The 11,165-nt window shown below is 55.6% G+C and carries 10 protein-coding genes; 7 read left to right on the forward strand and 3 right to left on the reverse strand.

The window, feature by feature from the left end:
* Window positions 1-301 precede the first annotated feature (301 nt).
* The 6 genes from LB462_RS23895 to LB462_RS23920 all read left to right on the forward strand — a co-directional run bounded on the left by LB462_RS23895 (window position 302) and on the right by LB462_RS23920 (window position 3,807).
* The gene (locus LB462_RS23895) at window positions 302-622 is read left to right on the forward strand and encodes a hypothetical protein (RefSeq protein ID WP_224513163.1); all 321 of its coding nucleotides are present in this window, start codon (window positions 302-304) and stop codon (window positions 620-622) included.
* Between the two features lie 206 nt (window positions 623-828).
* Window positions 829-1,023, forward strand: a complete 195-nt coding sequence (locus tag LB462_RS23900) for a hypothetical protein (RefSeq protein ID WP_224513164.1) — start codon at window positions 829-831, stop codon at window positions 1,021-1,023.
* Between the two features lie 558 nt (window positions 1,024-1,581).
* On the forward strand, window positions 1,582-2,256 hold the full coding sequence (locus LB462_RS23905; RefSeq protein ID WP_224513166.1) for an SOS response-associated peptidase: 675 nt from the start codon (window positions 1,582-1,584) through the stop codon (window positions 2,254-2,256).
* A gap of 111 nt (window positions 2,257-2,367) precedes the next feature.
* Window positions 2,368-2,700, forward strand: coding sequence for a hypothetical protein (locus LB462_RS23910; protein WP_224513167.1), 333 nt, complete (start codon window positions 2,368-2,370; stop codon window positions 2,698-2,700).
* The gene (locus LB462_RS23915) at window positions 2,691-2,885 is read left to right on the forward strand and encodes a hypothetical protein (protein ID WP_210004386.1); all 195 of its coding nucleotides are present in this window, start codon (window positions 2,691-2,693) and stop codon (window positions 2,883-2,885) included. The genes LB462_RS23910 and LB462_RS23915 overlap by 10 nt, the downstream gene beginning before the upstream one ends.
* A 559-nt stretch (window positions 2,886-3,444) precedes the next feature.
* Window positions 3,445-3,807: a hypothetical protein gene (locus LB462_RS23920; RefSeq protein ID WP_224513169.1), complete on the forward strand. Its 363-nt coding sequence runs from the start codon at window positions 3,445-3,447 to the stop codon at window positions 3,805-3,807.
* A 183-nt stretch (window positions 3,808-3,990) separates the two neighbouring features.
* Here the strand turns inward: LB462_RS23920 and LB462_RS31600 are convergent, their stop codons facing one another.
* Window positions 3,991-4,341 carry a Rap1a/Tai family immunity protein gene (locus LB462_RS31600; RefSeq protein WP_370637277.1) on the reverse strand — a complete coding sequence of 117 codons (351 nt, stop codon included), beginning with the start codon at window positions 4,339-4,341 and terminating at the stop codon, window positions 3,991-3,993.
* 385 nt (window positions 4,342-4,726) lie between these two features.
* Between LB462_RS31600 and LB462_RS23930 the strand changes: the two genes are divergently transcribed.
* Window positions 4,727-5,203 (forward strand): Hsp20 family protein, encoded by a 477-nt coding sequence (locus tag LB462_RS23930; protein ID WP_224513171.1) that lies wholly within the window; start codon window positions 4,727-4,729, stop codon window positions 5,201-5,203.
* A gap of 1,052 nt (window positions 5,204-6,255) precedes the next feature.
* On the opposite strand, the gene LB462_RS23935 is transcribed toward LB462_RS23930, so the two are convergent.
* Entirely contained in the window at window positions 6,256-6,621 is a 366-nt protein-coding gene (locus LB462_RS23935; RefSeq protein WP_224513173.1) for a c-type cytochrome, read from the reverse strand.
* Between the two features lie 1,205 nt (window positions 6,622-7,826).
* A complete protein-coding gene (locus tag LB462_RS23940; RefSeq protein WP_224513175.1) occupies window positions 7,827-10,820 on the reverse strand; it encodes an autotransporter family protein in 2,994 nt (997 codons plus the stop codon).
* Window positions 10,821-11,165 lie beyond the last annotated feature (345 nt).

Here is an 11,165-nt window from a genome sequence, read left to right on the forward strand (position 1 = left end):
TCGCTGGCGAATGAGCTTAGTGTACGCTGTCGGCACATAACGGACGCTTGGAGGCTTATTGACGTCCGCTAACGGCGGCGAAGCACCGGGTTAAACGTCGGCGTGACAGGCCGATAGATCAACAAACGTTTCAAATTTCCGCGTGCAGTAACGCGCCATAAGGCGGCAAAAGTTGAAACTCACTTTTTAATACATAGGGCTGCTATGGAGGCGCTGGTAGCAACAACTGAGGCTACGCAAATGTCTGGAGAAGACATCGTTCTTTGTTTCATCTACGCTCGTGCCAGTTCGGAGGACTATCATGTTGAGTCATCTATCGATCGCGGCAATCAGCGTACTGCTGCTTGCAAGCAGCGAGCAATCCACGCCTGAAGTGTCGATCGGCGTGGGCAACCCCTATCCCGTCAGCAACTACACGTGCGAGGACGGCACGCATCTGGCAGTGCGTCTCCTCGGCGATCGCGCTTCGGTATCCGTCAACGGCGCGACCGCGGTCGATCTCCCCTCAATGGGATCAGAAGGAACGACCTTTTCGAATGGCCGGCAGACGCTGAGCATCGTGCAGGGGCACCTGTCGTGGGGCGTTGGCCGAGCCATGCCGTCTGCATGCACCGGCGTTTGAGCGCTCTCGTCTTGCGGAACAGTGAGGTGTTCCAACTATCGCCAATACGGCCAACAGGTTGCCCGCCCATCTCCCCTTGACTCTTTTCAACATGAGAACAAATATGGAACGCACACGGTAGCGACGGCCGTTCAACCGACAATTTGAAACTCAAAAACCTCTGTCTGAAATGGGGACGGACAGGCTTGTCTCAAAAGGAGAGGTCAATGAACGAACCGGCGCTGAAACATGATGACGATGTCGAACGGCTGATTGCCGAGCACAATGGCGATGTCCACGCCGCAATCGCGGTGCTTCTGTCCGAACGCAGTTTTCTGATCAAAGAACTCGAATACGCATCACTGGCCATGGGCCACGGCTTCGCCCGCGGCTGGCGGCCGAAGATCACGTCGATATCTTGATCATGTCGAGGAGTCGAGGTGAACCGCCTGCAGGACAGATTGACCGGGAATACCCATTTCAGGTCGCCTTGCTTGCCTGTGAGGTGTCATGGCGATTTGAGAATGTGATGTTTCTTTCTCAAAAATTTGGGTGCTGGAGACTAAACCACACGCTTTTTGTCGATGACGAACGTTTCATCAGCTACTGCTTTCCTCAACGAGACAGCGCCGAATGCATCCTCAAGGCTTTCGATGGCGAGTGGATTACACCGGCAGAGCGAACTAAAGGAACGTGGCGCTCAAAGAATGTTCGCGTGAGGGTGGGCAGAGATGTCTTCCAAGCGATATCTTAGGCCGATCAGGGAGACTGCCAGGTTTTCGGATCTGGAGAGCTGGGATGATCTGTTTGCATATTGCACTCACTGTGGTCGGATAGGTTCGCTGGATAGATATGCGTTGGAAGGCAAATATGGAAAGCACTCGACCGTTCACGGTTTGAACAGGAAACTGCGCTGCATTGTTTGCGGATCGCGGGAAATGAATATGATCGGTGCCAGGAACAAGCTGAGAGATTAGCCCATGTGCAATTTATACAACGCCACCACCACCCACGAAGCGATGCGACAATTGTTTCTGCCGATCAACGACCTCACCAATCGGCTAACGCCGCAGATGGATGTCTTTCCCGACTATCCCGCACCGATAGGCCGCAAGGACGCTAATGGCGACCGTGAACTGGCAATCGCTCGATGGGGCATGCCGACTCCACCGCAGTTCCTGAAAGGCGAAGTCGATTACGGTGTGACCAATATCCGCAACGTGAAATCACCACACTGGCAGGCTTGGCTTGGTCCGGCAAACCGCTGCGTTGTTCCGGCGACAAGCTTTTCCGAATACGGCAAGCTGCCGGATCCAGTCACCAAGAAGAAACCGCTATACTGGTTTGCGCTCAACGAGGAGAAACCGCTGTTCTGGTTCGCTGGCATCTGGACGAGTTGGTACAGCGTGCGGAAGAAAAAGGAAGGCCCCGTTCAAGCCGATATTTTCGCGTTTCTGACGACCTTCCCGAATGCTGTTGTCAAACCGATCCATGAACAGGCAATGCCGGTCATCCTTCGCAGGTCCGAGGAAATCGACGTGTGGATGAATGCGCCAGCCGAAGAAGCGCTGCAACTGCAAAGACCCCTGCCCGATGATGAACTGATTGTTTTGCCACAACCGAAGGCTGAGGAAGAACAGCCGTTGCTGCTCTAAAGCTTAAAGGGCACAACAGATTACGCGCATATGCGCAAGTTGATGAAAGGAAAAGACCTCTGAAGTCCGCTGTAGACTGCAACCAAATCATCAATGCAGAGTTTGGAAGCCATGGAAATCAAATGGCAAAAAACACCTCCGGGACCAGACGGGCAATTGCAGGACTTTACCGCAACAAGCGGCAACGGCATCGATATCGGCCGGGTTTATCAAATCGATAGTGGTCCAGACCTCGGACTTTGGTTCTGGACTTTTCTCCTTGGTCATTCGCAGTTTCGTATGACTGACGTCAGTGGCGTTCAACGCTCAAGGCCACACGCGGCTCAGCACGTCGCACGGGCCTATCAGCGTTATCTTGAAACCGCTGGTAGTGACGGCGGCGGATTGAGCCGGATACCCGTAATCACCACCGCGAACAGCAACGGAAAGCCACCATGCCCATAATGCCGCCACAGGATGACCGCGACGATCTGGATTGCCAGGAAGCTTTGGAAGTGGAATTCCAGGCGCATGCGGGAGTGGCGTTACTGCAGCTATTGGAAGACGCTAAGTCGGTGGGTTGGCCCGAAGCGGAAGCGCGCAAAGCTATTACGCGGTTGATTGAGGTGCACATCTCAGGCGTCGCATGATGACCAACTTATGTGGCGGTGGCCGATAATTCGTGCCCCCATTGAACCAAGCCGTCTACAATCACACGTATCTTGGCGGGCAAAGTCTTTGTGCGTGGCCAAAGAACGTTGATGGGCATTAAAACTCTCAGAACCGATGTTTTTGCAATCCAAGGGCACATACATAAGGATGTGTAGGTCTTTTGATTTTTGCTCGTAGGCCTTTAGTCCGATCTCGCGTCGTCTGATTAATGCTATCGTTGAGGGTGCTGACGCCCCCCGTCGGCAAGGGCCCCAAGGCCAATAGCCCGGTTGGCTACCCTTGAGACTCCAGTTGACCGGGCTTTTAAAAAGAGCAGCTACAGCACATTTTATGAAATCGATATTGCAAACCTTATCCACATTGGCGGTGCTCGAAAGTCCACCGCCTTTTTGTTGGTATGATGATGAATTTCACCTTGAAGCCGGTCGTTGTGGCCGAAATCTGCTGACGCCAATGATTTGTGGCGCGATGTGTGGGACGAAATGTGGTCCAAGGTGCTGATCGTTTTCATGCGCCTGAAATTGACAACAGATTAGCATGACAAAAGGCGATGATACGACTAGGGCCGACAAGAAAGCTAAGGCGGCTGCAAGACTGCGTAAATGGCGGGCTGCCAATCCGCTGACTCCCGAACAGAAGGCGAAGGCGGTTGCGAGGGTCCGTAAATGGCGGGCTGCCAATCCGCTGGCTGGCAATCCACCGAGACCCGAGCAGAAGGCGAAAGCAGCGGCTAAGGCGGCTGCAAGGATACGTAAATGGCGCGCTGCCAATCCGCTGAGTCCCGAGCAGAAGGCGGAGGCAGCGGCAAGGTCCCGGAAGTGGCGGCAGGCTCACAAAGAGCGCTACAACTCGTACATAAAAGCTTTGCGCGGTGCTAATCGCGAACAATCCGACCCTTAGCGCCCTGGCCTTCGCTCCAAGGAACGGCATTTCCGGTTGCGCACTTTATTCATTCGGCCACCGAAGCAGTTGCGATCTATCTGGACCAGCATCCGGAAGATCGCGACAAGACTGGCTATTTTCTCGTGCGGAAAATCTTGGCCGAGAAAGTTTTCCTTGCTGAACCCGTCAAGGCGAGCACACTCAGCGCTTGCAGAAAGCTTTCTGAACGGCCGAAGCAACTATCGAACTGGCTCTATGGTGCCGTTCCTCAGGATGACTCTCAAGGTACTGCTTTACTACATCGTGTACTTGGCGTGCGTCTATACCCTTGGTGAAGCACTGGGTGTCTTCTAGAGTATCGGCTACGCCGGTAATGTAGCCCATGCAAAACACCTTGGCGGTTTCCACCTTACGGGAGCACTCCTCGTAGAGCTTATTGCCATCATAGAAACCAGCATAGGCGGGTCCGTGCGCTACAACCATCGTGATACCCGCGACAGTCAGGGGAGGCACGATTCTGATAAGTACGTTTCTGATAAGTACGTTTCTCATGTCATTCACCCTCTCGTGGTAGAGACGCTTACGGACGACGAGCTGGTTGAGTTTACCCTCTACAGTCTGTCACCGAAACCCAGTGACTAGATTCACTGTGACAGGCCGATAGATTGCCCTTTTAAATCAACAAACGTTTCAAGTTTCCAACTGCAATAGGGGGCGGTAAAAGCGGCAAAAGTTGAAACTCGATCTTCGAGTTTAAGACCGATGGCGGCCACTTTTCCACTTCGTATTTTTTTGTTTTGGATACTCGCAAAACCTTGACAGCGCACAGCTCAATAACCAAATTTTTGCCGTCGGTCGCACTGGTTGGGCCGACAGTCAGGGAGCGCCAAGCTTCTTGGCGCGCCTCATTCTATGTTGCTCAAAGGAGGACTTAGCTATGAGAAGCAACGTCGATTTTACCCCCTTCTACCGGTCGAGCGTCGGTTTCGACCGTATTTTCAACCTGCTTGAAAACTCCGCTCAGCCGCAAGGCTCGGACAAGTGGCCACCCTATGACATCGTCAAACTTGGCGAAGACAAATACCGGATCGTCATTGCTGTAGCCGGTCTTGCGCAAGAAGACCTATCCATCACCCATGAGCCCAACATGCTTGTGGTAAAAGGCGAAAAGTCCGACGACGAGGAGATGCAGTACCTTCATCATGGATTGGCGCTGCGGCCGTTCGTCCACCGGTTCGAACTTGCCGATCACGTGACGGTTGTTGATGCGCGTCTCGACAATGGGTTGCTAATGATCGAACTCAAGAAAGAGATTCCTGAGGAGATGAAGCCGCGTCGGATTGCGATCGGCGGTACCGGCAACACTATAGTTGGCCAAAGCTCCAGGCAGGTTAAAGACAATCACGCGGCGTGATCATCGCGCCAAATAAGACCGCCTCTCGCCTCGGATCATCGGGGCGAGAGACGGAGTATTAGGCGAAACATCCAAAAGTTAGCGGCACAGCACGCTTTGTTTTGGTCTTTGGGAGAGATAGAACATGCAAGCTACGATATTAAAACCATCGGGAAAACTGCCCGCCCCGCCAGAGCTTCTTCAAAAGATAAAGGCACAACAAGCTCCAAGTGATCCACCCCCCGCGCAGTCAATTTCCGAAATTTTACGGAAGGCAAAGGGCGGATACATGAGGCGCCGGTTCAGGTCGACAAAAAATTGATGTCGGGCCGAGGCCTGTCGGACCGAGGTGATGTACGGACGGGTGGCTTCCGAGTGGCCAAATTTCATTGCCGCATGAAACTGCTGGTTCCTGCCGAAACCGTGACTTTAGCAGATAGATCGCGTTGGATTCCTTGGTCTGACGTCAGTTCGGCCTTCGAACCTTTCCTTGGCCCGGCGCGACGATATTGCGCTGGCGACAGAAACGCAGTTATCGAAATTGATGAATAGAAAAACGCCACCTGTCGCGGCGACCAAAACTTACTCCCGAGTGATTAATTGAGATTCAATTATCTTCGTGCTCAATTTCCGTTCTGTCAGGGAGAAATAGCATGCTTTCAGTCACGCACGTTGATGACTACACAGTCTTTGTAAACCCATACAATATTGTCAGTGTATTCACCTACGACGGAGACGACTATACCACCATAATCACCAGTAATACCGGAAGTGAAAAGATTATCTTGGCGAAGGACTCGCCTGCGTCGATAAGCTCCCGTTGGCGTGAGTTGATGGCGCAAATCAAGTAATTCCGCATGCGCCAAGGCTGTAAGTCGTGGGATCAGCATGCGCGACGCGAAAACAAATCGCCAAAGCGGCTTCTGATGAAGTGTGATACTGACGGGTGGCTTCTGAGGGCGAGTATGGTTACTGTTTTTGCTCTATTTTCCCGCCTCTCTCCTATGCTATGTGGCGCGAAATGTGGAACGAAATGTGGCCCATTACGCCGACCGTTTTCATGCCGAAAGGAATTAGTCGCGCGACTTCAGGAACTCGATGATCGTCTTGCGTTGCGCGGCATCGGTAATGCCGCCATAGGGTTTCATGCTGTTGCCTCTTACCACCTGGTCGGGATTGGCGATGAACTGGTCGAGATTTGCCTCGTGCCAGGTGATGCCGGACTGCTTCATCGACGACGAGTAGTTGTAGTCCGGCAATGAGCCAGCCTTGCGGCCGACGATGCCGGCGAGGTTCGGACCTTGCCGGTTGTCGCCTTCCTTCATCGTATGGCAAGTGCGGCAGCTGTTGTTGAAAGCTGTCTGACCATCGTCCTGGGCAAGCGCAGGAGGGCACGTCAGCCCGCCGACGAGACCCAGCGCGAAAAGGCGCGTGTTCATGTCGTTCTCCCGTTCTGGTGCCGCAGGCACAACGTCTGCCGGTCAAAGTCGTTCCGTGACGCTGGCGCAATTCACTCGCCAGCAGTGCTGCCCGCCAACAGCCCCACGGCACTCGCCGGGGCGGCGCTGCTTGCCTCGCCGCGCACCATCGGCGGGAATGGATTTCGACGGGGCGATTTCAGTGGTGTCGAGGCTGACAAGCAGGACGCGGCAGACAAGAGCAAAGCGGCATTTGCGCACTATTTGCAATATCCCGCGGATAAGGGCGGCGCGCTCGGTTTGGCGCCGGATCGGTGGCAGCCCTGAGATTACGCATCAAACGCGAGAGAGAGAGGAGAACGAGACACACGCGTCACCGTAACTTGCCTCTTCCTCCTCCCAAGTAGGCTGACCGCAGATCGGGGTAATAAGGTGAGGGAAACTCGGTCAGCGCTCTTAGAATACACCCTGATCCGGGCCGCGATGAGCATGGCCATCCGGCAGTCCAACTAAAGGCGTATCCCGAATGGGCTCCTGGTAATCAATCCTTTATCGCCGCATCCGCCGTCGCGGCCCGCCTCCCAGCGACATTCTTCACTGGAAATAGTAAAGCCGCATAAACAAGACGGGGCTTGCAATCACTATTGCCAAGATCAAAAAAAGTCCTATGAGGACAGCCGTCGCCATTTGTCCAGAGAAACGATAGCCGAGAAAATCAAGCTCCCTATGGTTTGGACGAAACATGTTCCACCTCCATTGCCTGTTGGCCAGCTTCTATGCCTGGCTTAAACGCCGCAATGATCTAATTCGTTGCAGCCGGGCATTGAACGAATTCGGCTGTGAAAGTTCCGTCCTGGGGTTAATCTCAATCTTATGTTTGAATTGTTGGTCGTCGGTTTTTCAGGCGTCCGCAGGCCCAGTCCAGAAGTGGTGCCTTACTGCAAAAAGTCGCGTTGCATATTGTCGTAAGAAGCCTAGAATTTTTCCATGAAAGTGCCATCGCCTCAAATGCGCGACGACCAAATCATACGCTGGGAATGATCCTATGCGAATAGATTTCGATGACGATCCGGATGGCCGCCCCAGTGTCCTGTCATTGTGCATTGGTGGCGTTTTGGTGATTTTGATCCTCTTCTTCGCAGCGAGGTATTCCGGATATTTATGGTGAAAGAACTCCAAGACTGGCCTCGGGCTAGATGCTTCCGGACGCTTTGAATACGCAGGGATCAGAACTTCACCTTGAAACCTGTCGTGCCATTGACGCTGTAACTGTCGGCAAAGTCGCTAAGGCTGGTATTCAACGACACCTCGCCATAGAGCGCATATTTGTCATCGGCCCAGCTGTATGACCCGCCAGCGCCGACGCCGCCCCAGGTGCGATCGCTTTCATTGGCGAAATTGACGCCGGCAAGGTCAACCTCCGAACCATCGAGGAATTCGTGATAGAGGTTGGCGAGCCCGTAGACATTGCTGCGTGCCATCCTGCCCGAACTGTCCTGCCATGCATTCTGATAGTCGGCTGAGACGCCAAGGCGTCCCTTCAGGCTGTCGCTCTTGTCCAGCGAGACGTCCGCGCCGAATGGATCGGTGAAGTCGTCAAAATCGACATTGGAATAGGCCAGCTGCACTTGCGGTGTGATTGACCAGTTCTCGTCGAGGACGATCCGCTTGCCGGTTTCGAGGCTCAGCGCGTAGCCGAAACCGTCATTGCCATCGGTCAGGCTGCGGCCCAGCGTGTCCGAGGTAATATCGCTGTCGTACCAGTTGAGTTGCGTCTGCCCGTCGACATAGAAACCGTTCTGGCCGAGCCAGGTCAGCGTGCCGCCAAAACCGTAGCCGTCGGTGTCGATGGAACCCTTGCCGAACAGGGAGGAAACGTCGGTTGAAATCTCGCCATATTGGAACGTTACGCCGCCCATCAGCGTACCGGACTGGTTTTCGTAGAGCTTGCCGTCGAGGCCAGACTGCAACCTCCACGTGTTGTAATCATATTCCGCCTGCGTGGTCGAGCGGTCAGGATCGACCCGCGAATGCGCGCCGTCGATGCGTGCCCATATGGCTCCGGCATCAATGGTGGCCGTGCCACCTTCGGAAGGCAAAGGTGCTGCCTCGGGCGTTCCCGGTCCATCGCCTTGGGCAATCACCGCGCCGCCTGCGCCAGCCCAATAGCGATTGCCGATGCGCTGCTGCATCGAGCCAACGCCATTGAGCACCTGCAGGCTCTGGGCGTAGGTCTCGTAGAGCGGCGCACCCGGCTGGTAGATCGGGCCAGCAGCTGGCGGTGGCGTGGTCGGAGGTGTAGGCGAACTGGTCGGTGCCAATTGGGAACGCAGATACCAGTCGCCATCGCCAGGGGTGCTCACCCCATTCTTGTTCAGCGTATAGCCATAGGCACCGCCCACCACAGCTTGCTGCCCGGCGATTACATAGTCACCCAGCAGCGAAAAGACGCCGCCCGAAGCGCCGCCCACGTCGACGATCTTGATGCCCTCGACGGTCTGCGCGCCGGTCCCGCCGACATTGGTCACTCGCACATTAGTCGTGCCGGCGGTGTCGCCGGTGACGACGAGACGGTCTGTGGGCGAAGCATCGCCGCCAAGCTCGGACTCGATGACCAGCGTGCCACCATTGCCGGTGTAGTTGCCGTCGACCGTCAATGTGCCGATCGAGTTGCCCGGCGCAATCGTACCGTCGCTCGTCGTTGTCCCGACCTGGCCAGTGCCTTGCAGCCTCCCGCCTGACTGAACATTCACCGTCCCGCCAAGGATACCATTCACCGACAGCGTGCCCGCCTTGATCGTGGTGCTGCCTGCGAAGGCGGAATTGTCGGCGGTCACGATCGTCGTGCCGGTACCGATCTGGCTGATCGTGCCATTGCCCAGAACGAGATTGTTGAAGCTGAAGGTGTCTGAGCGGTTGAAGGCGAGCGTACCGGCACTGGCGGTGGTGAGGCTGCCGATGACACTGCCGCTGGTGCCGCCATTGCCGAGTTGCAAGGTGCCGTCCTGGATATTCCAGTTCGTGGTGGCCGTTCCCGTACCGGTCAGCGCCCAGGTGCTGGCACCGGTCTTCTCGAACGTGTCAAAATTCTGATATTGCGCGGCAGCGCCAATTGCCGACACATCGAAGACGGAGTCATCGGTTCCGCCAAGCCGGAGGGTGTCATTGGCACCGAGCACACTCGCGACGACATTGCCTTCGATGATCGATCCGGCCTGCAGTTCGAGTGTGGCTCGGCTCGTCGCCGTCACGCCGAATTGGATAGCGTCGCTCTGACCGGCGCCGGGCCGGATCGTGCCCCTGTTAATGATTGAGACGTTCCAAGTGCCGTCATGGGCAATCGCCGCCGCCCCGTTCCCGCCTTGCAGCAGACCGAAGTTGGCGATTGACGACAGCTGGTTAAGACGACCTCGGATTGCTGCGTTTCCCGTCCCCACGCCGGTCAGGTCCGAGCCGCCGCGGATGGTGCCGTAGTTGGTCAAATTGATGGCGCCCGTCGTTCCGCTCATATACGCGCCCGCACCTGCACCTGTGCCTTGGCTGTTCCCACCTTGAATCACGCCGCCGACGTTGTTGACCAGTGCGGTACCGGCGCCGAGGTTGAGACCGGACGCTCCATTGCCGGAGGAGGCCCCAGCAATTCCGGTCCCGCCGGAGATCGAGCCATTGTTGATCAGAGTTATCGGGGTACTAGGGCTTAGGGTGGCACCGACGCCGCCCTGTCGACCCGCACTTATCCCGTTGCCGCCCGTGATGGAGCCATTATTGATAACTTGGACGGTGCCGGCTCCAAGCGAATTCGTCAAGAAAAGACCAGCACCGGCGCTAGCCGTAGCCGTCGAATTGCCGCCTACGTAGGTGCCGGCAAAGGACACCGTGCCGGCTGGCAAAGGACCGCTGAAAAATATGCTGCCAGAGCTAGCCCCGGTCGCAATGCCGGACAGGACGAAGCCCTGTGTGTCGATCGTCATCGGCTTGGTCGGCATTGGGAGGGCGGTATTCGTCACCGTGAAACTGCCGGTCAGCGTGATCGATGCGGTGGCGTCGGGATCTGCATTGGCATTGTTGATGGCGGTCCGCAGCTGCGCCTCGGTGCTCGCCGTGTAACTTGCCGCCGAAGCTGGAGATACGGAACAGGCTAGCGCTAATGCCGCAGTGCACACCCCCGCGAAAAGCGCATTGCGCTTGTCCAAAATCCCACTGCTGATGTTTGTTGCCACCGACCTTACCCCTTAAAACTGCGCCCGCAGTCGCAAGCTATGGGATTCGGTGGATACAACAATAGGTTGTAGAGGCAAAACTTTTGCGTTGCTTAAGAAAACTTGAATCTGTTGCAGTGCAGCAACGGCAGAACAATGCAGTAATGAATATTACCTATCAGAAGTTGCGGAACTAGCTTCGTCGTGCACCGTTGAGGGCAAATGGCAAAAAGCTCGACACGCAAACTTCAGACAATCGGACTTCTCACCGACCTCGATGCACCTCTTAAAAGCCAGCCGATAAAACCGCGCGACAAGCGCCAGCCGCAGCTCGCGTTTGATCCCATGCCCGCGCGTATTGAGCCT

Source organism: Phyllobacterium chamaecytisi (assembly GCF_020164455.1).
Classification (GTDB): domain Bacteria; phylum Pseudomonadota; class Alphaproteobacteria; order Rhizobiales; family Rhizobiaceae; genus Phyllobacterium; species Phyllobacterium chamaecytisi.

Excerpts from the sequence above, each read along its gene's own strand:
- LB462_RS23895 (WP_224513163.1), top strand. The coding sequence starts at position 302 with ATGTTGAGTCATCTATCGATCGCGGCAATCAGCGTACTGCTGCTTGCA.
- LB462_RS23900 (WP_224513164.1), top strand. The coding sequence starts at position 829 with ATGAACGAACCGGCGCTGAAACATGATGACGATGTCGAACGGCTGATT.
- LB462_RS23905 (WP_224513166.1), top strand. The coding sequence starts at position 1,582 with ATGTGCAATTTATACAACGCCACCACCACCCACGAAGCGATGCGACAA.
- LB462_RS23910 (WP_224513167.1), top strand. The coding sequence starts at position 2,368 with ATGGAAATCAAATGGCAAAAAACACCTCCGGGACCAGACGGGCAATTG.
- LB462_RS23915 (WP_210004386.1), top strand. The coding sequence starts at position 2,691 with ATGCCCATAATGCCGCCACAGGATGACCGCGACGATCTGGATTGCCAG.
- LB462_RS23920 (WP_224513169.1), top strand. The coding sequence starts at position 3,445 with ATGACAAAAGGCGATGATACGACTAGGGCCGACAAGAAAGCTAAGGCG.
- LB462_RS31600 (WP_370637277.1), bottom strand. The coding sequence starts at position 4,341 with ATGAGAAACGTACTTATCAGAAACGTACTTATCAGAATCGTGCCTCCC.
- LB462_RS23930 (WP_224513171.1), top strand. The coding sequence starts at position 4,727 with ATGAGAAGCAACGTCGATTTTACCCCCTTCTACCGGTCGAGCGTCGGT.
- LB462_RS23935 (WP_224513173.1), bottom strand. The coding sequence starts at position 6,621 with ATGAACACGCGCCTTTTCGCGCTGGGTCTCGTCGGCGGGCTGACGTGC.